The organism is Lachnoanaerobaculum sp. ICM7, assembly GCF_000287675.1.
In the GTDB taxonomy this organism is placed as follows: domain Bacteria; phylum Bacillota; class Clostridia; order Lachnospirales; family Lachnospiraceae; genus Lachnoanaerobaculum.
Window position 1 is genome coordinate 34,606 of sequence record NZ_ALJL01000027.1, and the last position, 25,880, is coordinate 60,485.

Consider the following 25,880-nt stretch of genomic DNA (forward strand, 5'->3'; position numbering starts at 1 on the left):
TTTCAATATTTTATTATTTGATTTATATTTTTTATGCGATTTTTTATTCACAAAATGATTTCAAAAAAAGTAATTTTACTATATAAACATATATATAAGATATATTTGTTCAATATGGAAAATTATAGTTCAGCTATTAAACAATTATACAATCTGCTGTATCATATTGAAAGAACATCGATTATAGACTGCAATGCTTCCAAACTTCCGTTATCTCTTATCTTATAAAACAGATGTTCCAAAGTCTTTTTTTCTCCGATTCTTGCCATCTCTTTTTCAAGATTTTCTGTCGCATCTGAAAATACCTTTAAATTTTCCTGGAACAATGCCCATTTTAAAAATTTCTCCACACCTTCATCCGTCATTGCATTTGCTTTTTCAATACTTATCTTCTTTTTCTCATTGTTTTCATCTGCAAACTTTTTCATGTCATCCATATTGTAGTAATATATATTGTCAAGGTTGCTTACTCTTTCATCAATATCACATGGAACAGCCAGATCAATAAATACTTTTTTACTTCCGGGTACAATATTCTCCTGAATATGCTCCTTTGTCAGAGTGAAATGCGGTCCGCTTGTAGCCGAGACTATAACATCCGCATTCTTTATATAATCATATCTGTCATTATATTCTATAATGCTTACCCTATCCATTGCATTTGGAGACATATCTATATTATGTCTTCTCCTTGTGACATATATTTGTTCAAAGTCATAGCTTAGTGCATTTTTTAATACTATATCTCCTATTTTTCCGGATGCACCTATTATAAGTATATTTTTTCCTGAAAACGAATTAAGAACATCCTTTGCCGCTCTCAGTGCCAATGTAGCTGTGGATACTCCTGATTTTGAAATCATAGTTTCTGTTTTTATCTTCTTAGCTTCAGTAACGGCATCTCTAAATAATGTATTAAGATATAAATGTGCAGTATCGCATTCTCTTGCAAATTCAATTGCATCCTTTACCTGCCCAAGTATCTGGTCTTCCCCTACCAGCATGGAATCAAGACCTGCACTGACCTTATACAGATGAGAGACTGCACTCTTTCCGGTATAGAAAAGCAAATAATCTCTGATATTATCTATATTTATACCTATTATATCTTCACATTTTTCCAAAATAATGTTTATTATACTGCTTGTACTCTTGTCATTTCCCGAACTTACATATATTTCAGTTCTGTTGCATGTGATAAGTACTACAGCTTCATCTATCAGTTCTTCACTGCATAAGGATTTTAAGAGTCTTTTTTTATCCTCATTACCGAAGGCAAAGTATTCTCTTATCTTTTGAGGTGTATTTCTAAAGCTTAAGCTTAGGAGTAAAATCATTCTTTTCCCCCAAACTCGGCTATTACATCCAAAGTTTTTATAATATCGTCCGTACTGTGTGAATTGGATATAAATGCCGCCTCAAATTGACTTGGTGCCACATAAATACCGTTCTCTCTTAAAAAACTGTAATAGCTTGCATATTTATCTAGATCACAGCTTAACACATCCTCATAACATTCCACCTTCTTTGATGTAAAAAACACTGATAGCAAAGAACCCACTCTGTTTATATGTATTTTTTTCTCATCCTTGTTCATTATCTTTTCTATGCCTTCAGCCAAAAGCTTAGCATTTTCATCTATATTTGCATAAATCTCAGGATTTTGAAACAATACCTCAAGAGTTGCAATACCGGCTGTTGTTGCTATAGGATTTCCACTCAGAGTACCTGCCTGATATACATCTCCCAGAGGACTGATATGAGCCATTATTTCTTTCTTTCCACCATAAGCCGCAAGTGGCATACCTCCACCTACTATCTTGCCTATAGTAATCAAATCCGGCTTTATTCCGAAATATTCACAGGCTCCTCCCTTTGCCAGCCTAAACCCTGTAATAACTTCATCAAATATCAAAAGAGCATTATTCTTTTTTGTGATTTCTCTAAGAAATTCAAGGAATCCGTCCTTTGGAGGAATAACACCCATATTTGCAGCTACAGGCTCCACAATAACTGCTGCAATCTTGTCATTATATTTATCAAATAATGCTTTGACGCTTTCTTTGTCATTAAACTCTGCTACAACGGTATTTTTTGCATAGTCGTTAGGTACTCCACCACTTGAAGAAATTGCCTCTGTAAGCACACCGCTTCCGGCTTTAACCAAAAGTCCGTCCGAGTGACCATGATAACAACCTGTAAATTTTAAAATAAGATCCCTATTTGTATATCCTCTCGCAAGTCTGATTGCACTCATTGTCGCTTCAGTACCTGAATTTACAAGTCTTACCTGCTCCATAACAGGCATTGCTTCATTTATCATTTCAGCCAGTATATACTCTTTCTTTGTAGGAGCACCGAAGCTGAGACCTTTTTTTAATGCTTTTTTCACCTTTTCAAGTACATACGGATGAGCATGTCCGAGTATTGCCGGTCCCCATGAGCATACATAATCTATATATTCATTTCCGTCCACATCAAATATCTTTGAGCCTAAGCCCGACTTTATAAATACCGGATCTCTGTGTACCGCCCTTGCCGCACGAACCGGTGAGTTCACACCGCCCGGAATATATTCTTTGGATATATCAAAGTACTTCTCAGACCTTTTATAATTTCTTGATTGCATCCACTATCCCCTTTACATCATATTGTTTTGCTGTAATCAATTCCTCTATACCAAATTCCCTAAGAGCCTTTGTGGTTACAGGCCCTATAGATACCACTCTGTTTAAAAGAGCGGATTTATCCTCTATCATCTCACACAAAGCCTTTGCGGCACTTGCACTTGCCACGACCACATAATCAAATTTCTTTATTTCCTTATTGAGCTCGAAACTTCTTCTGTAGTCAATAATTGTGTCATAAATAGGAATATCGCTAAACTCTATACCTGCCTTTTTAAGTCCGTATGGAAGATTGTCATTTCCAAGCTTGGCCCTTAACATAAGTACTCTGCTTTTTTTATCAAGCTTTGGCAAAATCTCTTCCACAAAGCTTTTTGAGTCAAACTTACTCGGAATAAAATCTGCATTCACTCCATATTTTTTCAAAGCCTCAGAGCTTCCGCTACCTATAACACATATTTTTTTATTGTATAAGCTCCTGATGTCTATATCATAGTTTTTTATCTTTTCAAAAAATATATCCACACCGTTTGAGCTGGTAAATAAAACATGTGTAGCAAGCTTAAGTTCCGAAACGAATCTTTCCTTATCAATTTCTATCTCTTTTGTAGCAATCAGACTCATCTCACAAGTATTTGCTCCAAGCTTTTTAAATTCAGGTGACATCTTTTCCACCAAACCCCTGGTGGCAGTAAGAAGTATATTTTTACCTGAAAGCGGCAGTATATCTTTTTGAAAGAAAGCAAGATTCTTTTCACATACATCTCCCACCACTATAAGCGCCGGAGAAATAATATTTTCTCTTTTTGCAATCTCTTCTATATTTGAGAGCTTACCCCTAAATACTCTTTGATTATACCTTGTTCCGTTCTCAATTACAGCAGCTCCGATATCCGGATCCATTCCGTTTGACAACAGACCTTGTGCTATCAAACTTAAATTTGATATTCCCATCAAAAATACCAAGCTTCCCTCAAGCTTTGCTATATTTTTAAAATTTAAATCAAGTTCTTCTCCCTGCTTCTTATGGCCGGTAAATACATGAAACTCTGCCGCTTCTCCTCTGAATGTAACAGGTATTCCGGCATATCCAAGCCCTGTATAGAATGAGCTTACCCCATGCACTATTTCAAAATCAATATTTCTTTCTAAAAGATACTCGGCCTCTTCACCGCCTCTGCCAAAAATATAGGGGTCACCCCCCTTTAGTCTTACTACATATTCACCTGTAAGGGCATGTTCTGCAATAGTCTCATTTATTTTATCCTGTGTAAGATAATGGTTTCCTGATATCTTACCTGCATAAATAAGTTTTGCATTTATCTTTACCCTGTTTAATATGGTAGGATTTATCAGATTGTCATATACTATTACATCTGCAGTTTCAATGCATTCGCAAGCTCTTAATGTAAGCAGTTTTTCATCTCCGGGTCCAACACCTACCAGTGATACACTCTTTATTTCCTTATTAAACATTTTCCCTCTTTAATTTGCCCGCTAATTCCTCTACTGACATAAGCAAATTTTCTAATGTCTTTTCTATATTATCGGCTTCCATATATTTACCGTCAAAGTAAGCTTTTATACTATATTTTTCTGAAGCGGATGATATAAAAATGCCTGCACTTGTATGGCAATCAGCCTGCAATACACTTAGATACCTTCTTTCTGCAGCAAATAAAGACTCACATTCTTTATCCTGTATTTTTTCCAGTATCTCTGCCATATCATCATTTGCATATTCTGCACATAATATTCCTTGTGCAGGTGCCGGCAATATATCACTTTCCTTTATAACGGAAATACTTATCTTATCAAAAATATCGCTGTATTCCGTGACATATTTATTATCAGCAAGAAGTCTGTCAATTCCTGCTCTTGCCAAGATAACACCATCTACCTCATTTGAAAATATCTTCCCTATTCTGGTGATCACATTTCCTCTGACAGGCAGTATTTCAAGACCTTCATTTAAAATCCTCAGCTGTTCGGATCTTCTTTTTGAACTTGTACCTATTCTAAATCCCTTTGGTAATTTTCTTATATCTGTATTTAAATCTTTTTTAAATACAAGAATATCATTGACTGCCGCCCTTTTTAAAACCGGCATAAGCTTCAATCTGTTATCAAACTCTAAAGGAAGATCCTTGGCTGAATGTACTGCCAGGTCTATATTTCCATTTATCAGTGCTTCTTCCAGCTCCTTTGTAAATAAACCTTTCCCCCCTATTTTCTGCAAGGAGATATCAAGCCTTTTATCACCCAAAGTATTCATGGGAACATACTCTATTTTTATATGGGGGAAGCTATTTATTATAGCATCCCCCACCAATTTGCTCTGTGCCAGTGCCAAAGCACTTTTTCTTGTACCTATTCTTATTGTATCTTTATGAAACATATACCGCCTCATTTGCGTGCTTAAGTATAAGACTTCTTACAAAATCATATTCTCCAAGTCCTTTAAGTTCAAAACTTACATTTTTCCCTCTTTCTTCAAGAATTGTTTTGAAGCTTTCATCATCACCTGCCATATCATTTTTTGCATGGTCACCTGCCACTATCATAAGAGGTGACAGATGAACGGACTTGTATTCCGAAAGCTGTGGCAGAATATCTTCAATATACGGATACCCCTCTACACAGGCTATATATATATCATCTCTTCCCTTATCTACAAATCTGTTCCTAAGCTGTTCATATATCTCATTTGCTTCATGGTCTGAACCATGCCCCATCAAAAGATATGCTCTGCCAACTTCTTTATTGTAGATCTCATCCAGTTCCTTTATGATGCACTTGAAGTCGTCCTCATTTTCCAATAGTGCAGCTCCTATTTTTATTTTCTTAAATCTGTCCTTATAACTTAATACTGCATCCTTGACTTTATTATGTTCCACTCCGTTTATAATATGAGTGCTTATCACCAGTAATTCTTCCACACCTTCTTTTAAAGCCTCATCCAAGGCTTCTTTTATATTGTTTATATGTAAATTCTCACGGCGTTTTAATTTCGACCTGATAATATCACTTGTCCAAGCTCTGATAAAGATACTGTCATTAAAAGCTTCTCTTATATCATTTTCTATCACATCTATTGTCTTTTTTCTGGTGTCCTCATGTGTTGTTCCAAAACTTGCAACTATAACTCCCTTTTTCATCCGATTATCCCCTTATCAATACATTTTGCCAGCTCTTTTGCATAATATGTAATATAAATATCGGCTCCCGCTCTGAATGCCGATACCGCCATCTCACACATTATCTTTTCTTCATCTATAAAGCCGTTCTTAGCAGCGGACTTTACCATTGCATATTCTCCACTGACTGAATATGCGGCTACCGGAACATTCGTAATCTCCTTGACTTTTGTCACTATATCCAAAAAGCTCATAGCCGGTTTTACCATTACAATATCGGCACCTTCTAAAATATCCTCTTCCACTTCCTTTAGCGCTTCTCTCACATTGTGCACATCCATCTGATAGCTCTTTCTGTCACCGAATGCAGGTGCGGAATCTGCCGCCACTCTGAACGGACCGTAAAACGCAGAAGCATACTTTGCCGAGTATGCCATTATAGGAATATTTTTATATCCGTTATCGTCTAAAATTGCCCTTATCTCTTCAACTCTGCCATCCATCATATCTGAAGGAGCCACCATGTCGGCTCCGGCTTCTACCTGTGAAAGCGCAATCTTTGCAAGATACTTTATAGTTGTATCGTTATCTACATCGCTTCCGTTTAATATTCCGCAATGTCCGTGTGAAGTATACTCACACATACATACATCACCTATTACATAAATCCCCGGATATTTTTTCTTTATATATCTGATTGCCTCCTGAACAATTCCATGGTCATGGTATGCCTCACTGCCTACTTCATCTTTATGTTTCGGTATACCAAAGAGCATTACAGCACCGACTCCTGCATCTAAAAGTTCTTCTATTGCACTGTCACATCTGTCTATGCTCATTCTATACTGTCCCGGCATGGACTCTATTTCTTCAAATATATTTTCTCCCTCTTCAAAAAACATAGGATAAATAAGGGCATCCTTGCTTATCCTCGTTTCTCTGACCATATTTCTTATACCCGTATTTGCTCTCAGTCTTCTGGTCCTAAACATATGTCCTCCCTGTTTCAGTCAAAATCTTCCTGCTTCGGATTTTCTTCCTGCTCTCTCCTGCATTCCTCAACTATATCTTTTATGTTATATCTGATTGCGCTTGCCACCCTTCTTGCCAACTTGTGGTTACTTCCGGATGACGTTACCCCTATCACCATCTCTTCCTCTGTAACAATTCCCGGAAAATAAAAATCACAATTCTTATAATTCGAGGCATCATTTACTATAACACCGGCTTTTTTACAGTCCCATACTATCTTTTCATTCAGCTCCTTGTCATTGGTAGCGGCTATAACATAGTCAACACCTACAACATCCGAACTGTCATAAGCTCTTTCCTTTAAAATAAGCCTGTCATCCTGCAAATCCATTATAGTTACCGCTATAGACTTTGCTACAACTATTATTTTGCAACCGAACTCCTTAAGTTTCAGAATTCTTCTTGCAGCTATATTTCCGGCCCCTATCACCAAAAACGTCTTGTTACTTATATCAATAAACAGCGGAAAATACTTTGCCATATCATCCTCCTTCTATATAGAATCATGTCCATATTATAACATATAATACTATAAAGTTTATCGAAAATATATTGTATCAATAGAGATGTTCATTAAAAAAAGCAGGGATTAGCCTGCCATCCACATACATCACAATAATCTCAAACCTAAATTACAGTATTGTAATAAGATTTTTAATTGGTATAATAAGAATATAAATGGATTTAACAATAATCCCACATGGCTTTTTCTAAAATTTCTATACTTATATTCTTAAGTTTCACCCTAACGTGGATTCTAAAATATTTCTTTGTTATAATAAAGGAGCGAGATATGCAAGAGAAAGATATATCACAAAAGATGTTGGAACAATTCAATGATGTCTTTTCCGACATAGTAAATGTACTTTTATTTAATGGTGAGAATGTAGTGGATGAAAATTCTCTACTTGATACACCTACAACCGCCATGCTAAAGATTGACGGTAGGGTCCATTCTCAGGATAGAGATGTATCCAAGTATTGGCAACACAGTTGTATAAATATTGCTTTATTCGGTTTTGAAAATCAAACCGTGCCGGATAAGTTGATGCCTTTAAGAGTAATCAGCTATGACGGTACCGAGTATGGACGACAAACAAAAAAACGATACAGATATAAAACCAAATACCCTGTGATTACCTTGGTATTATATTTAGGATACAAAAAAAGATGGAACTATCCGATTAATATAATCGATATAGTTAAAGTTGATGACAGATTAAAACCTTTTGTAAATGATTATAGAATCAATCTTTTCGAGATAGCATACCTGGATGAAGAGAAGACAGCATTATTTAAAAGTGATTTCAGGATACTGGTGGATTATTTACATCAATTACGGACAAACAACTCATATAATCCAAAAGATTATACTATAAAGCATATAAATGAATTGCTTACCCTTATGTCCGTTATGACAGGGGATAAAAGATTTGAAAATTCAATAAATGAAGCTAATGAAAAGGAGGCCAAATATATGTGTGAAGTTCTTGATATTATTGAAAATAGAGGAATTGAAAAAGGATTAGAAAAAGGTCTGGAGAAAGGCAGGCAGGAAGGTGCCGATATGGTCAGTAAACTTAATGAACTGCTGTTAAATGAAGGTGATATTGATAAACTTCGCAGAGCCAACACAGACAAAGATTACAGATATAAGTTGCTAATGGAATATAATATATTGAAGTAATTTTTTGATGTACTGTTTCCTGCAGATATACTAAATAAATTTATATAAAATATTGGAACTGATAAGCGGGTGATAAAATCATATTTCTTAACGATTTTATCACCCGTTTATACTATAACCACTATATAAATTTTAATCCATATGTAGTTGAATAGCGAATACCTTGCTCATCAATTATAATGAAATCATTCCTAGGATACATGTAATCTTCTCTAAGATCTATGAAAATTAAAACACTCCCTACCTACGCGGGAAACACAAGCTTAATGCCCATTCCTACTTGCGAGTTGAGGAATCACCACCACCCACGCGGTGAACACTTCCATCTAAGGCTTTCCTATATGGCAAATGTTCCCTTCCTAAACTCTTCGAATATCTTTAGCTCTACAAGCTCTCTTAGCCTATCTTCTACCTTTTGAGAACTCTCATTCAACTTAATGCATCCAAGGTTCTCAGAAATAAGCATTCTTATTTCATCTTCATTTTTTCTATCTTTTATCCAATCGCTAGGAGTATATATCATCATAGTCCCCCCATTTTTTACATTACACACTCCAAAATATCACTATATATTATCTGTTGATTACCCGAAAGTGTCCAGAAGTCTTTTCCTATTGCTAATTTTAATTCAGCCTTTAGGATCACTACCACCTACGCGAGGAACACATACAGTGTACTTCATTTTGTCTCCTTTCTTAAGGTTCACCCCCGCCTACGCGGGGAACACGTATTTGCATCTGTCAACTTGTCCTTAAGCTCGGGATCACCCCCGCCTGCGCGGGGAACACTGATAAACAGCTCCCTGTATCTCATATCCCCAGGGATCACCCCCGCCTACGCGGGGAACACGTTTTCCAAACGTTTGTTTGTGCGGGCGAACCGGGATCACCCCCGCCTACGCGGGGAACACTCATATTTTCAAAGTTGCGCCAACAGATTATTAGGATCACCCCCGCCTACGCGGGGAACACAAATACACCGTCCTTGAAATGCCCTGTCTTTTGGGATCACCCCCGCCTACGCGGGGAACACTGTGCCTCTCTACCATAAATAGGTTGTAGTCTGGGATCACCCCCGCCTACGCGGGGAACACCTGTGATTATTTGTGATTATCCCAAGACTGTTAGGATCACCCCCGCCTACGCGGGGAACACGGCAAGATCTGCAATGATCCCTTTACTATTGCAGGATCACCCCCGCCTACGCGGGGAACACTTAATGTCCCTTGATGGGTTGTTGTTGTTAAGGGGATCACCCCCGCCTACGCGGGGAACACTTACATAGTTAGAGATGAGAGTAAACTATTTGAGGATCACCCCCGCCTACGCGGGGAACACAAAGACTGCAGATTTTACAGATAGAGAAAGATGGGATCACCCCCGCCTACGCGGGGAACACTAAGATTATTCATAGTGTTTAGCAAGTTAGCAAGGATCACCCCCGCCTACGCGGGGAACACCGGATCCAGTGGGGCAAGTGTTCCGATGGTACAGGATCACCCCCGCCTACGCGGGGAACACTGTTATAAAAATCTTCCAGTATAACGGCTAATGGGATCACCCCCGCCTACGCGGGGAACACTGTTTATTTCCATTCTATAGATTACGTGTCTTAGGATCACCCCCGCCTACGCGGGGAACACAGATTGACTTAAATATATCTATAAAGGGTATTGGGATCACCCCCGCCTACGCGGGGAACACTGAAATTGACTAAAATTATTATCATTGTAAGTAGGATCACCCCCGCCTACGCGGGGAACACCTTTTACAAACGCGTTTCCGATACGAAACTTAGGGATCACCCCCGCCTACGCGGGGAACACGCCATGGAAACATTGGTATTCATTTCTGCCGTGGGATCACCCCCGCCTACGCGGGGAACACTTTTGTGTTGATGGCAGATATGACGGAGCAGAAGGATCACCCCCGCCTACGCGGGGAACACCTAGGCATAATTTGAACCTCCTAACGTGAAATAGGATCACCCCCGCCTACGCGGGGAACACCAAGTCACAACCTACCCCATATTGACTAAACTGGGATCACCCCCGCCTACGCGGGGAACACTGATAATCAACCTCAACCGCTATCTTGCATTTGGGATCACCCCCGCCTACGCGGGGAACACTGGTAAACCCTAAGAAGTTAAAAGCTGTACTTAGGATCACCCCCGCCTACGCGGGGAACACTTTATAATGTTTTCAAGTTCCGCATTTATGGAAGGATCACCCCCGCCTACGCGGGGAACACCCGTTAGCATTAAACTTATCATCATTGCTAGTGGGATCACCCCCGCCTACGCGGGGAACACAATATAGAAGTAATACTGTATTGGAAGAAGCAGGGATCACCCCCGCCTACGCGGGGAACACACTTACTACCACATCTGCAGAAAAGGGCGACAGGGATCACCCCCGCCTACGCGGGGAACACTTGCTTCTATTTGGTTTAGATCCGATACAGTAGGGATCACCCCCGCCTACGCGGGGAACACTTCTTGATGCTTCACTTGCAGAGCCTTTCCAAAGGATCACCCCCGCCTACGCGGGGAACACAGAAGGGGAGCAGACAGGCGTGTCAACAGAGAAGGATCACCCCCGCCTACGCGGGGAACACGACGTTCCGCAAAAAGAATATTTTGAAGAGTTAGGATCACCCCCGCCTACGCGGGGAACACCAGATGGTGCAGATGGTGCAGATGGTGCAGATGGGATCACCCCCGCCTACGCGGGGAACACGGTGAAACTACAACAAAGTAAGCTTTGCACTGAGGATCACCCCCGCCTACGCGGGGAACACTCTGTCAATAGGGTTCTTTATTCTAAGTGCCTGGGATCACCCCCGCCTACGCGGGGAACACGCTTTGCGATTTTTTGAACTTTGGCTTTAGCCCGGGATCACCCCCGCCTACGCGGGGAACACACTAAGCTTAAAAAGTCGGATATATTGGAGTTAGGATCACCCCCGCCTACGCGGGGAACACGTTGTTAGAGCTATCAATACATTAATTGAGGGGAGGATCACCCCCGCCTACGCGGGGAACACGTACTAACTTTTGTAATAAATGTAATGAAAAGGGATCACCCCCGCCTACGCGGGGAACACTGTTCCAAGATACGCAATCGCAGGCATTGACGAGGATCACCCCCGCCTACGCGGGGAACACTCAATATTTCCGAAACCGTCAATATTTTTGTTGGGATCACCCCCGCCTACGCGGGGAACACTACATTCATAATAATTTAACCCCCTTAGTATCAGGATCACCCCCGCCTACGCGGGGAACACCTATTTGATACACCTAGTGCCATACTTGTTGAGGGATCACCCCCGCCTACGCGGGGAACACTCATACTGGTATGGTTTACGGTGTAGACGATAAGGATCACCCCCGCCTACGCGGGGAACACACAATCCGAACATTGATTTTAATCTGGATAAGAGGATCACCCCCGCCTACGCGGGGAACACCCTGTACTATTTCCGCCGTCTTCAGTAGCAAAGGGATCACCCCCGCCTACGCGGGGAACACTCCTGCTTCCAGTGGTGATACCGCTGCAAGAAAGGATCACCCCCGCCTACGCGGGGAACACTTTACTTGATTATGACATTGAAGACTTTGTATAGGATCACCCCCGCCTACGCGGGGAACACTTTTTAAAAAATACAATTGCCCCTAAAGTCGGAGGATCACCCCCGCCTACGCGGGGAACACTGCAAGCCTGTCTTTTTCACAATATCCGACCCAGGATCACCCCCGCCTACGCGGGGAACACCCTTATACAATCGCAATGAAATATAGCGAAGTAGGATCACCCCCGCCTACGCGGGGAACACTCTATATAATTCGTAAAATCGTCTTTCGGGTTGGGATCACCCCCGCCTACGCGGGGAACACGCAGTTATTACCTCGTCCTGTGAGCTACCCCCGGGATCACCCCCGCCTACGCGGGGAACACTTTTTAAAAAATACAATTGCCCCTAAAGTCGGAGGATCACCCCCGCCTACGCGGGGAACACAAACTTACAAAGACAGGATAGAACAGCCTACAAGGATCACCCCCGCCTACGCGGGGAACACTTATCACTTCCGCCCGTGGTACTTGTCTGATTAGGATCACCCCCGCCTACGCGGGGAACACAAGATTATTTTTACAGTGATACAGACAGCAACAGGATCACCCCCGCCTACGCGGGGAACACCACCTTTTCTTTAATAGTATTTTATAATGATTGGGATCACCCCCGCCTACGCGGGGAACACTGGAGACGCTCAAAAAACACTATCTAATAAAATAGGATCACCCCCGCCTACGCGGGGAACACCATTACAAATTGTTTGAAAGTAGCTTGTAGCCGGGATCACCCCCGCCTACGCGGGGAACACAAACTCAAATCCTAAACGGTAATTGTCCGTATGGGATCACCCCCGCCTACGCGGGGAACACGATAAAAAGTATGTTGATGACGCAGACGCAGTAGGATCACCCCCGCCTACGCGGGGAACACATTTAAACAAAACCTTATTCTGTCAATATGCCAGGATCACCCCCGCCTACGCGGGGAACACCATGGAAGAGATGATAAAATTTCCAAACGACTAGGATCACCCCCGCCTACGCGGGGAACACGATACCTAACAACGTACCACAGGGACAAAGCGGGGATCACCCCCGCCTACGCGGGGAACACTTTTGTTCTAACTTAATAATAAAGCTACTTATAGGATCACCCCCGCCTACGCGGGGAACACTTACAGATGCAAAGGCCGCAAAGGAAGAGCTTGGGATCACCCCCGCCTACGCGGGGAACACTTAGAAAAATAGCAATTTTTTAATAATTGCCCGGGATCACCCCCGCCTACGCGGGGAACACGAATATGTCCAGCAAATAAATGAAAATGGTGTGGGATCACCCCCGCCTACGCGGGGAACACAATCAATGCTATTAGTTTGTTCTCGTTCATCTGGGATCACCCCCGCCTACGCGGGGAACACAGTAATAAGATCCCTTAAATACGCTATGTCAGACTATATAAATCCCTGAATTTATTTACTTTGAGAGCAAGTTTATATATTAGCCTTGCATCTTCCAATGCTCTATGTGGTACTTCATCACCAACTCCATATTCCTTTATTACAGTTTGTAATTTATAATTTGACAAAAACAGTTTTTCGTTTTTTACAAACTTCATTAAATCATATCGTTTATTTTTTAGTTTTTCAAGTTCAAATTTTGACAACGCAATGTCTATAAATTCAATATCAAAACTCACATTATATCCTATGATATCCAAATCCCCTATGAAATCTTTAAAATCCTTTAATACAGCTTCCTCACTCCTACCATTTGTTTTAAGCATATTAGTGTTGATACCTGTCATTGCAACTATATGTTTTGGCAATGTTCCTTCATAGCTTATCAAGCTTTGAAACTCACTTATTCTTCCACCTACAGACTTTACTGCACCTATTTCGATAATAGAATCTTTATCTTTATCTAAGCCATCAGTTTCTATATCTATTATCACAAAGTCCTTACTGTCCAATTTAGTTTTATGTACCATATATCTTTTAGCATTTCTAAACTTAGCTGCATTGCTAAAACCATGTTTTATTTCTCTTTTTTCATCTGCATTTTCGTTTGGAATGAAAACCAAAGGTATGCCATCCATATCAATATTTGAAAAGCTTGTATTATGGGTATCAAATTGATAACCAAGTTCATTTCTGTAAGAAAAGCTCAAAGTCGCCTCTCCATCTTTGACATTCTCCTTCACCCTCTTCCAAAGCTTTTCTCTCACCTTTGTGTTGAAATTTCCAATATAGACTCCTGTAGTTATCTCCTGCATCCATTTGGTCAAATCGCCCCTAAGTGCCTGTGGTACTTTTTTCAATGTAATAACTGTAAATGGCATATCACATTACCTCAGTATAACTCACACCATAGCTTACAAGTTGATCCTTATTATCCCAAAGTCCCAAAAATTCTCCTTCAAGCTTTTCTTCATCACCTACATCCAATAAATACTGTAAGTCTGATACAACCTGCTTTACAAGCTTTTTTTCTTCGAAAACATCCCTTGCCTTTCTTCTGGTAATACTTCCGATATCATCTTCTTCTCCAAACTCGCTTGCTATTTCAAATGCAAGTGGTATGGTCGTATCTGCTTTATATAAATCTGCGATATCGTATACAAATGATAAATCATGTCCAGTATGTACAAATCCAAGTCCCGGGGATATTCCAAGTGCTGAAATCACACTATATACCAGTCCATATAATGCGACATTACCGGCGGATAATGCCTGGTTCACTATATTACTACTTGCAAAGTCATCTACTTTATAATCTCTTCCGGTCCATTCCACATTATATTTTTTTGATAATCCCGCATAAAGTCTTCTAACTCTGGTACCCTCATGTCCTCTTAACTGCTGCATAGTATATGATGAAACGTCCTCCCCCTGAAACCTCATCATATACATTTTTCTTGCAACATCTATTCTACTCCTAACATTTGTGACCAACTTCGCCTGACTTTCCAAAAATCTAGTAGAATGAGTCAATGCCCTACCATGTGCATAATGTCTTACACCTTTTTCTCCTACCCATATTATGCCTGTACCCATATCTCCTATCAGCTCCATTGCTCTATGGGTAATGTCTGTTCCGGGTCCCAACATCAATGCTCCAATCATTGCTACCGGTATTCTGACAGTACCTCTACTGTCCGATACCACTATAGCTCCATCTTGCCTATTTACTTTAGCATGCTCAATGTAGATAAATGTAACTCTATCACTTATTCTAGGTAATTCATTTATTTCAGCTTTTTCCATACTCCCACCTACTATCATATCGGTATAACGGTCATAAGTCCAAAGCCATAAGCTTTTTTCTTACCGAATCCATTCTCCAAAACAGATTTGAACTTATCCTCATCAACTACAGTTAATACCCCTTCAAATGTAGCTTTTACCACTTTTACCGACTTTGAACCGGATTTTCTTAGTATCTCAAATCCCCTCTCTACAATATTCACCTCATCTTCATTTACTTCAAAACCATTTTTTATAGTTCTGTACATAAAGAACTTCTTTTGAAATTCTGCTGTAATGTGTGGCTTTTCACTGCCTCGCTTGCCATCCTCCATCACTGCATGTACAGGATTTGTTACAAGTCTAAAGCGTAACCTCATACCGGTTTTTATCTTGCTTATATATGCATCATAGTCCTTTGTTACTGCACTACTTGGCACACCATATTTTTCCAGCAATTTTAGATCGGGCTTCTCTACACTTACCAACAACAAATACTTCTTATCATTTATATTATCAAGTCTCCAAAGCTTCCTACTTCTTACCCCACTCTCTTCTCTAAAGCTTTGTTCCACCCAGTTATGATAAGCTCCCAAATGTGTCAAATCTCTTATCTTCTGTCTATTGTATATATCTAACTCAACTCTTGAAATATACATATCATTCACCTACCAAATCAAAAATATTGTGGTCTGTATCCTCAGCTTCAAACATACTGTTTTTTACATAGATTTTTGTATGTGCCTCATATCTGAAACTGAACTGCCTATTCTTCTTTGAAAAAGATATAACCTTATCTTGCCTCAATGCCTCTCTGTCAGTCTTATCAAAAACACCCTTATCGCAATATACATCCAATGATTTCTGACTTTTATTATATCTTTTCCTATAATATTCTTTTGCCTGCCACTCACATTTTTCCAATATGCTACTTATATCTCCATCAAAATTTCCCAGAATAAAATCTGCCAAAACCGGTGTCGATCTTCTCCCTAAAAACATTTGAAAATAGGGTCTCTTCAAAGCTTCATATATTTTCTCTATAAGATTATTATCTTCATGTGATATTGCAACTACAAATACCGCATCTTCCAAATAATATCTCTCTGTGACATAAGTCCTGTCAAAATCTCCAGTCGGCTTATATTTTCTTGCAATATGATAATCTTTTAAAAGACTGCCTTCTTGGTCAATCCTTATTGCAAATTTTATCTTTTCCAGCTCTTTGATAGCCTCATCATCTCTCCTTATCCCGAGTGCAGCCCCTATTAATCCTACCACTGCACTTTTTGATGGATAAAGATCTGTATGTCTGGTTTCAAAATGTGAGTCAGTTCCCCAGGACTGCATAGGTCCTGCAAACTTTAATAATATAGTTTTCACATTTTCACCCCTTAGCTAAATTGATAATTTTCTATTTCTACTCCAAGCTTTTCAAGTAATTCATCCAGTGAATCAACTTCCTCACCATCTGTAATATCCACATTATCTATCGATAAATAAAGTGTCTTTACAGGCTTTTGTACGAACTTTTGTATCTTTTTCATCTCATCCGTCATTCTTTTTATAGAACCTACAACATATCCTTCTTCTGATTTTACAGGAGATTCAAATGCGCTTACGAGACTTACCGGTCTATCCTCTCTCAAATTAATCACCAGTATGCTTGGCAATGTCTGATTGGCAAATGTATTTATCTTGCCTGTAGGTAATGACTTTACAAATGCTTCTACAAATAGTTTTGTAGCATTTATCATACTACCTTTGTCCTTAAGTTGATGTAAAAACTCATGAAGTGCAACATTTGCATACCTATAAAGTGTTGATGAATTGTACTCAACATTTCCAATCATACCCGCTCCTGCATTATCCTCCGGTGATAAATCATCTGCCGCTGTAAAGTAATCAAACTCAGTCTGTACTCCATGTGTGGAAATAGCATGAGCTACCTGTGAAGATGCATCTTCATTCAAGCTTGGATCATCAGCCACCATTCTTCCAAATAATGCAATATCTATAGCAACATTATCATTTAAAACCTTTTGCAATGACTCCTTGTCTAATACAAGCTTGCCCTTTGCATCTACTTCTGCTTCTGCTGCTATTCTTGCAATATCCTTTGCCTGGTTTTCTCCAAGGAAGAATAAAGCTTTAGCTTCTTTAGCACTCTTATCTTTATTATCTTTCAGTTTTATTCCGGCTTTTTCTATCGCCTCTGCCGCTCTGTCCATAGCTTCTTTTTCAAGTACTGTACTATTTATTTCTCTAATCTTTACAGCAACATAGCTTACTATATCTTTTGTTCTTACACCTACATTAGCTACTTCTCCACATTCCTTAAAGTAATTTCTCATTGCAGCCTTCCATGACTGTGAGCTAACCCTTGCTCTTCTTACTCCACCATATAGAGCTGTCTTTGGACTACCTGTATCATCTCTATTGATATTAGAGGGTGGTAATGTCTGTATAATATGCATATCCAAAAATAATCTACTGTTCATTTGATTCTCCTTTACTATTGAACTTATAATATTCTCTTGCCCAATTTAAAATAATATTCTCTTTGTTTTTGTTCTTTCTTATCCAATACAAATCGTCTGCAAGTCTAGCGTAGTCAATTCTTTCACCTTTTTGCTTTGACTTTAATAGCCTTATTAAATGCCTTAAATGCACTATTAACTCATCAAAATCAATTGATGTAATCATTGCATTAAATCTTCTATCCACTGCTGTAGCATCATCACCTACTCTAAGCGATTTTAAGCTTGTTCCTACATTACTGTACTCGCCTTCAGTAGTATTGACGCAAAGATCTTCCCCCTGTTGATGTATTGCATATAGCTGTAAACAGCTCAATATGCACATTTCCTCATCAGTCATCTTCTTGCTGTTTCCAAGAAAACTTTCAGGCAGTTTATCAAAGACAAATGGCATTATATCTGCCATATCGGCATAGTCTCTTCCAATAGAATTCCTCAGCCTTGAAAGTATTGCCTTTCCCGTGGAATATTCCTGAATAGCATAGAGCTCTTTAAGAATTCTCCCACAAACACTTTTTACACTCTCCATCTAACCTCCTTAATCTTTTTGATTTAATCTATATAAGAATGAATTATATATTGTTGCAATATTCTTTATACCTTTGCTTGTTTCTATTCCTTTATAGTCTCTTAAACCGGCACTTGATACTATTTCATCTACATACTCTTTCATAGATTTTTTTAGTATCCCCTGCCATTCAATTTCTTTTGCATCCTTATCATCATCAATATCAATGCTTTCAATCCATTTTCTAAACGATAGATCTATTCTGAAATAAAACTGTTCCACATATTTTGAATCACCTGACTTGTCCATATTTCTTATTTCTAATAAATCCGTTATGAACCTTTTTAACACTCTCTCAATGATATCTATCGTATCTGTAATAGTTTTATTTATTCGTATTACCCAACCAGTATCTACCAACACCCTTTCTTTAAGGTTGAGAGTATCTTCAACCTCATCTATGGGTGCCCAGGATGTTGCATTGCCATCATCCAACATACATACTGCACATAATGTAATATTTTCCTTCGCCAGTCCCAATTCTACAGAATCAGATATATCATCTAATTTATTCAGCCATTCTATAACTCCGGGCTTTCTTATACCCTCTCCCACACCTGTCAATAGTCCAAAGTTTCGCCACATTGACTGATTTGCATTATGTTTTCTTGGTCTATATTTATCCTTATACTCCCCATCTTTATTATACCTCCAAACAGTCATCGGCTCTAGGAAAGCATCGAAATGTTCAATCTCCGGCAATTTCGCTATACAACATACAAACTTGTCTTCTTGCATTCTACCGGGATCTATAAATATTTCTCTGCACCACGCAGTGTAGAGTGAAGCAATATTGTCAATTCCATTATGAAAATATAACTCTATATTTTTCTCTATTGTTTCTGCCTCCCAAGAAGGTTTTTGAATCTTTAGTAAATTGTTATTTTCACTATGACCAATTGCAAAATTTAGCATTAATGTTTCAAATAGATTATTGCCTTGAAGATATACTCCACCCAAATCATACAGCCATCCCTTGGAATAAGTCTTTGCAGATCCAACCTTCTTCTTATCAGATGTACCTATATATCCCTGCAATGTTATAAGCCACCTTGCCAATTCATCATCAGCCATATATTCCTTATAAGATTCATCTTTGGGTGAAAAATATGCCAGCTTATTATTGCTCTCTGAAACAAGCCTATTTATATTTTTTCCATAAAACTCACCACCACCGCCGGCATCCTTTTCTATAATCTCTTTTGTCACCTGAAAGAATGGATATTTATCATCATATAAGAAAAATCTATTCCTCCATTTTTCCAAATACTCATCCACTACTTTAGGAAATTCTTTCGCATTCCATATATCAATCCAAGTCTGATATAATGCCTCCTCGTAGTCATCCAAATCACCTTCTTTAAGTCCGCCGGTCTGTAAAAATTTCTCTTTATCCACCTCGAAAAATCCATATGGCTCTCCGTTTGAGTCAAACCTTGAAAATACTGTATGAAGAATTGCCAGCATAACCCTCATTACTGCAAAATCCTGAGCTTTCATATCCCCGGCCAATTCTTTATAATACCCGGCACCGGCAAATAGTTCTTTTATAGAAACCTTTTCTACAGTATCTTTACTTACGACCTGAATCCATTTTTCATCCAATAAATTATACCTTGGCATCATCTTCCCCCTTTAATATCAAACCATATTTTTTGTCATATACCATGCTTACTCCATTTATAGTGCACTCATTGTTCTCATCAAATATCACGCATAAAGTTCCACTTAACCACACAGAATTATTCCAATTTTGTAATTTATCTATATAAAAATCTTCTAATTCCTTTATAGTATTATCTATATTATAGGGCTTTGACAACTTATTTGGAAGTTTTATTGTAGAACTTGCAATCTTTTTCGCTATTTCAGCATTCTCAATATTTTGTGATATATCTTCATTGCCATCAAATGTAGTATATCCATCTTTAAACTTCTTTAGAGCAATTACCTCTATGGTATCCTGAGTATCTCTTACCTGTGAATTTCCATCTTCCTCACCGGAAGCCCTTGACTGGTTATTAAGCCATCCGATAAGGTTCGGTTCCTTAGATATACGTTTTTTTAGGATAGGACTACTTAATCTATACGTACCGGCTCTACTCTCCTTACTGTTTACCAGTGCTTTATATTCACTCTTATATTCACTATATTTCTCACGTAATTCATCCGATAAATCCGGCTCTATACTCTCATCATATACTACTTGTACTAGCCTTGAGATGTCACTTGGAAGATTTATGTTATCTCCCAGAAAGTATCCTGTCCTTGTCAATAGATATCCGCCATAGACTGCCTTTGATCCGCTTTCAAAATCCAAATTCTTGTTATTTCCCAAAACATATAGTACAGGTTTTTTATGTTTCCTTGGTCTATTATCTCTTGTATGTCTATGGAGTCTTCCCATTCTTTGTATCAATAAGTCTACCGGTGCAATATCACTTATCATTACATCAAAATCAATGTCTAAAGACTGCTCTATAACCTGTGTTCCTACTACAATCAGCTTCTGTGGTCTATCTCCGTCTTTACCAAGATATTTCATCAACTTTTCTTCATTTTTCACTCTGTCTGTAGCTATAAACGAAGAATGAAGTAACATAACATTACTATCTCCAAACTTTAGTGAAAGTAAATTAGCAATATCCTGTGCTTTCTTCACTGTATTTACAATAACACCGGCATTACCTCCCCCCTCAAGTAAGGAATCCAGTAGCTTAGGCAAATTCTCAGTGTCAGTATATTTTATCTCGATTCTCTTATCTTCTATCTGTGCAAAGTCCTTTACATTTAATGCTTTATCATTATCAGTATAGGTAATCAAAGGATAATCATCCACCTCTAAATGCCCTATATCATCTTTATTTAGCTTCACTCCATTACCAATCAGATAATGATTTATAAAGTCAACTCTACTTTTCTTCGGTAATGTTGCAGATAAGAGTATTACCGGTACATTGTAAGCTCCCAGCCATTCAAGTGCCATATTCAGATATTGATCCATATATGCATCATAAGCATGTACCTCATCAATTACGACAACCTTTTTACTGAGTCCAAGATGTCTTAGTGCCAAATGCTTCTGCCTTAGTGCCATCATCAAAAGCTGATCTACAGTACCTACTACAAAATCATCCATTATGGCTGTCTTCTTTCCACAAAACCACTGATTCACTACGAAACCTTCTTTGCCTTCATTATCTCCATCAATATCTATATTTGAAGCATTTGTTAGATTATTATATTCTTCATTTAAAAAGGCCTTACCATGTACCAGTCTTAGTCCTCGTCTTTCACCAAGATCTGCACTCAGTTTGCCTAGCCAGCTGATTATTCTAGGAAATATACCATTAGATGTAGCCTGTGTAGGAAGCCCGAAAAACAGTCCGCCCCTACCCGACTTTATGGCAAGTTCTTCGGCTCCTACAAGTGCTGCTTCTGTTTTTCCAAGTCCCATCGGAGCTTCAAGTATTATAAGTCCGGGATTTTTTGCATCGCTGATTGTCTGTGCGAATATTGATTGTACATTTCTTGGTTCAAAGCCAAATCTCTCCTTAAACAATTCATTACAATCAGCATATATTTCCGGTAACCATATATCACTGCCATTAGATTTTTTCCACTTTTTAAAACCATACTCACATCTCTTATTCATATCAATATCGGCATCATCAAAAATTCCAATTAGTGGAAAGAAGTATGTATTACTGGAGATCCAATCTGCCATTGTCAAAAGTCCAAGAAGCATTGCCTGTGCAGGCTGAGATAGTACCGGTATATCCTCACATCTTTTAAAACCACTATTTTTTAATGCATTGTTTAAAATATCTGTATGTATACTTAACCATATTTTATATATATCACTGTTTTCATTTTCACTTTGGAAGAGATTTTTCTTATATGATTTAAGTACTTCAGAAATCATGCTTTTATTATCTATAGGTCTTCCATGGTGTCCACCTACAATAGAGCCTATGTCATTTTCCTTTTTAAATCTATCGCTTAATACACTTAGTATAACCTCTCCTGCCAGTCCGTGCGGTGTTTTTTCAGGTGATGCCAGTAAATCCGGCGAGTCAATACCTATAAACCCTGCCCTTACCAGCTTTTCTATCAACTCCTTATCTAAGTCCTTAGAATTTGAGAAGCCTTTCTTTAGCTGAAAAGCCGGACTTGCCTTGCCGATATCATGAATTGCACCTATAAATACTGCTGTTTGTTTTCCAATATCTGTATCAACTGAAACAATCCTCTTTTGTCCCTCGCTTAGCCAATGTTCCCACAAAAGTCCCATAATTCTTCCCGTATCTTCTAAATGAACTATGAGCGGTAACCAATACATTAATCCGTCTTTTTCTTCTTTCTTTGCCCATAAAGCCTCTATCATATCCCCTCCTACAATCTTCAATGACTTTATTTTACTACATATGCTGTCCTTTAAAAATACCTGCTGTAAATAATTATTACCTTTAATATATCAAAATAATCTCAGACTTAAATAACAGTATTGTAATAAAATTTATAATTGATACAATAAAAATATATGGTGATAAAAGATTTGAAAATTCAATAAATGAAGCTAATGAAAAGGAGGCTAAATATATGTGTGAAGTTCTTGATATTATTGAAAATAGAGGAATTGAAAAAGGAATCGAAAAAGGGTTGGAGAAAGGTATGGAAAAAGGTCTGGAAAAAGGCAGGCAGGAAGGTGCCGATATGGTCAGTAAGCTTAATGAGTTACTGTTAAACGAAGGTAATATTGATAAGCTTCGCAGAGCCAACACAGACAAAGATTACAGATATAAGTTGTTAATGGAATATAATATATTACAATAACTTTTATGTGTTATAGTCCAATCAATAATTTTCTATAAAATATTAAAAATGCCACAAAATCATCTGTTATAATGATTTTGTGGCATTCTGCATTCTAAAATCTTTCGCAAACCTCTTTTGCAAACGGAATACTTGGTGATGCACCTTTTCTGCTTACTGTAATACTTGCAGCCCGGGCAGCCTGCTTTAAGGATGCTGCAACATCTGTGCCTGCAACTATTCCTGCTATAAAGTAACCTGTGAAGGTATCACCTGCTGCCGTAGTGTCAACTACATCAGCCTTGTATATTTCCTGTCTTATCTTCTGAGTCTTGTCCACATATACAGAGCCCTTCTCTCCCAAAGTCAACACTATCTTCATTCCCGGGAATCTTTTTGTCAACTTCTCTATCAGCTCATCTTCACCGGTGTCTGAGGCTCCAAGTATATCCGCAGCCTCTATTTCATTGAGTATAAGATATTCCACCTTTTCCAAATCACATTCAAATATCTTTTCATTTATAGGTGAGGTGTTTAATACAATGCTCATTCCCCTTTTATATCCCTCATCTATAATAAATGAAAGATTACTCACCTCATTTTGAAGTAAAAGTATATCTCCTTTATCAAAATCTTTTAATACCTCTTTGATAAAGTCAATACCTATATTTTGGTTTGCTCCACCATATAAAAGTATGCAATTATTGCCTGCTCTGTTTTTTTGTATAATGGCATGCCCTGATGACATATCATACCTTTTTACGTAAGATATATCGACTCCTACATCTGAAAGTGCCTCCAAAAGCATAGCTCCGTCTGCACTTCCCACTGCTCCGGCATGGTATACTTTAACACCTGCCTTTGCCAAAGCCACAGACTGGTTGAGCCCCTTTCCACCACAAAATACATTCATGTCTTCCGAGGATATGGTCTCTCCCTCTCTCACGAAATGGTCTACATCATATACATAATCCAGATTTAGTGAACCAAAATTAAGTACCTTCATTATCAACTCTTACTTTCTAAAAATAAACATACTCCTTTTACCATCAGGTATCCAGCTACAGCACCCTGGTCTGCAATGCCCTTTGCTTTAGCGGAAAATACCGCAGCCTTGCCAAACTTAGGCAACATATCTTTTGTAGCTTCAACACCTTCATCCGCACCCTTTAGTGCCGCACTTGCTACATCAAGCAAACTTCCATCCGCTGCTGCTTTTGCTCTTTCACCTGCCAATAAAAGTGCATCATATATTGTTCTGTCTCCTGCCTCACATTTTCCTCTTTTCTTGATTCCTGCTGCAAAGCTTTCAAAATAAACCGCCAAATCTTTGGCATCTATCTTATCCTTTTCATTTAATGACTTGCCGGCTTCCATTATACCGCTTGCCATCAATGTACCCATGGTTGAGGGTACCACTGAAGCCATCTTCATGCCTGCCTTAAACAATGTCTTTCCCACATTATTTTCTACCGTATTTTCTCTTATAAGATCAGGCATTGCACTGTAGCCCTTACTCATAGTAAGCCCAAGATCACCGTCTCCCATATTTGCATCCATTGCACATAGTTCATCTTTTTTCTCGACAAACACCTTAGCTATAGACTCAAATAATTCCGGAAGATCCTCTATTCTAATCTCTGTCATAACAACTCCTATAATCTGATAAATGGAGTCTTTACTTCCATATCAAGCCAAGCCTTTTCCTTGTCACTGTTTAACTTACAAATAGATATGGATGCACCTGCCATCTCCATACTTGTTGCATACTCACCTACAAATGTTTTATAGATCTTTATACCCTTTGAGGCCAATATCCCGCTCACTTCTCCTGAAAGTATATAAAGCTCTTCTATGCTGCTTGCACCAAGTCCGTTTATAAGTACTGCAACTTCATCACCGTTTCCTATTTCTATATCATCAAGGATTTCTCCCACGGCTTCATCTGCAAGTTCTTTTGCGCTCTTTATATCTCCGTTCCAAACTCCCGGCTCACCGTGAATTCCCATACCGAATGCCATTTCATTCTCCGCCAAAGAGAAATTGGCATGTCCAAGCTCAGGTATAACACATGGTGTCAATGCAAATCCCACAGTCCTTGTATTTTGTTTAGCTGTATTTGCCGCCTCATATACTTCATCAAGGCTTCCCATATTTGCCGCTGCCGCACCTGCATACTTATACATAAAGAATATGCCCGCAACACCTCTTCTGGTTTCAGGGAGCTTGTTTGAGAGTACATCATCGGCACCTACAATGCTTCTGGTCTTTATATCATCCATCTCAAGCATTTCAGCCGCCATATCAAAGTTCATAATATCTCCGGTATAATTTCCGTATAGATAGAGTATTCCACTTCCCGCTTCCACTTCCTTTGATATCTCATATATCTGCTCTGCCGAAGGTGACTGGAAAACGCTTCCCACACCACAACCGTCAAGCAGGTTTTCACCTACATATCCGAGGAATAGCGGTAAATGTCCGGTACCTCCACCTGTTACGATTGCCACCTTACCGGGTTTTTTATCTGCTATACAATAGCATCTGAGGTCATCTGCTACATACTTAACCTGCTTATGTGCACTATAAATGCCTTTTAACATATCATCTGTATAATTCTCAGGAACATTGATTATCTTCTTCATATTATC

The 25,880-nt window shown here is 38.8% G+C and carries 20 protein-coding genes, 1 pseudogene and 1 CRISPR repeat array; of the genes and pseudogenes, 2 read left to right on the top strand and 19 right to left on the bottom strand.

Annotated features, from left to right (window positions below; all coding sequences use genetic code 11):
- Positions 1-161 precede the first annotated feature (161 nt).
- The 7 genes from hemA to HMPREF1140_RS09470 are packed head-to-tail and all read right to left on the bottom strand — an operon-like array spanning position 162 to position 7,277.
- Positions 162-1,337: a glutamyl-tRNA reductase gene (gene hemA / locus HMPREF1140_RS09440; RefSeq protein WP_009663611.1), complete on the bottom strand. Its 1,176-nt coding sequence runs from the start codon at positions 1,335-1,337 to the stop codon at positions 162-164.
- A complete protein-coding gene (gene hemL, locus HMPREF1140_RS09445) occupies positions 1,334-2,629 on the bottom strand; it encodes a glutamate-1-semialdehyde 2,1-aminomutase (protein ID WP_009663610.1) in 1,296 nt (431 codons plus the stop codon). Before hemL ends, hemA begins: the two co-directional genes overlap by 4 nt.
- Positions 2,610-4,103 carry a uroporphyrinogen-III C-methyltransferase gene (cobA, locus tag HMPREF1140_RS09450; RefSeq protein ID WP_009663625.1) on the bottom strand — a complete coding sequence of 498 codons (1,494 nt, stop codon included), beginning with the start codon at positions 4,101-4,103 and terminating at the stop codon, positions 2,610-2,612. The genes hemL and cobA overlap by 20 nt, the downstream gene beginning before the upstream one ends.
- Positions 4,096-5,025, bottom strand: coding sequence for a hydroxymethylbilane synthase (hemC, locus tag HMPREF1140_RS09455; RefSeq protein WP_035620286.1), 930 nt, complete (start codon positions 5,023-5,025; stop codon positions 4,096-4,098). The genes cobA and hemC overlap by 8 nt, the downstream gene beginning before the upstream one ends.
- Positions 5,015-5,785, bottom strand: coding sequence for a sirohydrochlorin cobaltochelatase (locus tag HMPREF1140_RS09460; RefSeq protein WP_009663629.1), 771 nt, complete (start codon positions 5,783-5,785; stop codon positions 5,015-5,017). Before HMPREF1140_RS09460 ends, hemC begins: the two co-directional genes overlap by 11 nt.
- Complete coding sequence (hemB, locus tag HMPREF1140_RS09465; protein WP_009663602.1) at positions 5,782-6,756, bottom strand: porphobilinogen synthase; 975 nt, start codon at positions 6,754-6,756, stop codon at positions 5,782-5,784. The genes HMPREF1140_RS09460 and hemB overlap by 4 nt, the downstream gene beginning before the upstream one ends.
- A 14-nt stretch (positions 6,757-6,770) precedes the next feature.
- Positions 6,771-7,277, bottom strand: coding sequence for a precorrin-2 dehydrogenase/sirohydrochlorin ferrochelatase family protein (locus HMPREF1140_RS09470; protein ID WP_009663630.1), 507 nt, complete (start codon positions 7,275-7,277; stop codon positions 6,771-6,773).
- Positions 7,278-7,589: 312 nt separating this feature from the next.
- Here HMPREF1140_RS09470 and HMPREF1140_RS09475 point away from each other — a divergent pair, with 312 nt between their 5' ends.
- Entirely contained in the window at positions 7,590-8,483 is an 894-nt protein-coding gene (locus HMPREF1140_RS09475; RefSeq protein ID WP_009663605.1) for an Rpn family recombination-promoting nuclease/putative transposase, read from the top strand.
- Between the two features lie 337 nt (positions 8,484-8,820).
- On the opposite strand, the gene HMPREF1140_RS09480 is transcribed toward HMPREF1140_RS09475, so the two are convergent.
- The 9 genes from HMPREF1140_RS09480 to HMPREF1140_RS09520 all read right to left on the bottom strand — a co-directional run bounded on the left by HMPREF1140_RS09480 (position 8,821) and on the right by HMPREF1140_RS09520 (position 22,801).
- Positions 8,821-9,006, bottom strand: a complete 186-nt coding sequence (locus tag HMPREF1140_RS09480; protein WP_009663643.1) for a hypothetical protein — start codon at positions 9,004-9,006, stop codon at positions 8,821-8,823.
- 115 nt (positions 9,007-9,121) lie between these two features.
- Positions 9,122-13,482: direct repeats of the CRISPR family, unit length 28 nt; unit sequence GGATCACCCCCGCCTACGCGGGGAACAC.
- Positions 13,483-13,505: 23 nt separating this feature from the next.
- A complete protein-coding gene (gene cas2e, locus HMPREF1140_RS09485; RefSeq protein WP_009663621.1) occupies positions 13,506-14,402 on the bottom strand; it encodes a type I-E CRISPR-associated endoribonuclease Cas2e in 897 nt (298 codons plus the stop codon).
- Between the two features lies 1 nt (position 14,403).
- Positions 14,404-15,327 carry a type I-E CRISPR-associated endonuclease Cas1e gene (gene cas1e / locus HMPREF1140_RS09490; RefSeq protein WP_009663599.1) on the bottom strand — a complete coding sequence of 308 codons (924 nt, stop codon included), beginning with the start codon at positions 15,325-15,327 and terminating at the stop codon, positions 14,404-14,406.
- Between the two features lie 14 nt (positions 15,328-15,341).
- Entirely contained in the window at positions 15,342-15,965 is a 624-nt protein-coding gene (gene cas6e / locus HMPREF1140_RS09495) for a type I-E CRISPR-associated protein Cas6/Cse3/CasE (protein WP_009663637.1), read from the bottom strand.
- 1 nt (position 15,966) lies between these two features.
- Positions 15,967-16,689 (bottom strand): type I-E CRISPR-associated protein Cas5/CasD, encoded by a 723-nt coding sequence (gene cas5e, locus HMPREF1140_RS09500; protein WP_009663607.1) that lies wholly within the window; start codon positions 16,687-16,689, stop codon positions 15,967-15,969.
- A gap of 11 nt (positions 16,690-16,700) precedes the next feature.
- Positions 16,701-17,807, bottom strand: a complete 1,107-nt coding sequence (gene cas7e, locus HMPREF1140_RS09505; protein WP_009663589.1) for a type I-E CRISPR-associated protein Cas7/Cse4/CasC — start codon at positions 17,805-17,807, stop codon at positions 16,701-16,703.
- Positions 17,797-18,375: a type I-E CRISPR-associated protein Cse2/CasB gene (gene casB / locus HMPREF1140_RS09510; protein WP_009663632.1), complete on the bottom strand. Its 579-nt coding sequence runs from the start codon at positions 18,373-18,375 to the stop codon at positions 17,797-17,799. The genes cas7e and casB overlap by 11 nt, the downstream gene beginning before the upstream one ends.
- Before the next feature lie 9 nt (positions 18,376-18,384).
- Positions 18,385-20,037 (bottom strand): type I-E CRISPR-associated protein Cse1/CasA, encoded by a 1,653-nt coding sequence (locus tag HMPREF1140_RS09515; protein WP_009663616.1) that lies wholly within the window; start codon positions 20,035-20,037, stop codon positions 18,385-18,387.
- Positions 20,024-22,801: a CRISPR-associated helicase/endonuclease Cas3 gene (locus tag HMPREF1140_RS09520; protein ID WP_009663617.1), complete on the bottom strand. Its 2,778-nt coding sequence runs from the start codon at positions 22,799-22,801 to the stop codon at positions 20,024-20,026. The genes HMPREF1140_RS09515 and HMPREF1140_RS09520 overlap by 14 nt, the downstream gene beginning before the upstream one ends.
- A gap of 158 nt (positions 22,802-22,959) precedes the next feature.
- On the opposite strand from HMPREF1140_RS09520, the pseudogene HMPREF1140_RS09525 reads away from it, so the two are divergent.
- Positions 22,960-23,250 (top strand): annotated as a pseudogene (locus tag HMPREF1140_RS09525) (Rpn family recombination-promoting nuclease/putative transposase); the annotation flags it as partial.
- A 94-nt stretch (positions 23,251-23,344) separates the two neighbouring features.
- Here HMPREF1140_RS09525 and HMPREF1140_RS09530 read toward each other — a convergent pair.
- The 3 genes from HMPREF1140_RS09530 to HMPREF1140_RS09540 are packed head-to-tail and all read right to left on the bottom strand — an operon-like array spanning position 23,345 to position 25,874.
- Positions 23,345-24,235: a ribokinase gene (locus HMPREF1140_RS09530; protein WP_009663618.1), complete on the bottom strand. Its 891-nt coding sequence runs from the start codon at positions 24,233-24,235 to the stop codon at positions 23,345-23,347.
- Between the two features lie 2 nt (positions 24,236-24,237).
- Positions 24,238-24,876, bottom strand: a complete 639-nt coding sequence (locus HMPREF1140_RS09535; protein WP_009663642.1) for a dihydroxyacetone kinase subunit L — start codon at positions 24,874-24,876, stop codon at positions 24,238-24,240.
- Between the two features lie 8 nt (positions 24,877-24,884).
- Positions 24,885-25,874 carry a dihydroxyacetone kinase subunit DhaK gene (locus HMPREF1140_RS09540; RefSeq protein WP_009663628.1) on the bottom strand — a complete coding sequence of 330 codons (990 nt, stop codon included), beginning with the start codon at positions 25,872-25,874 and terminating at the stop codon, positions 24,885-24,887.
- Positions 25,875-25,880 lie beyond the last annotated feature (6 nt).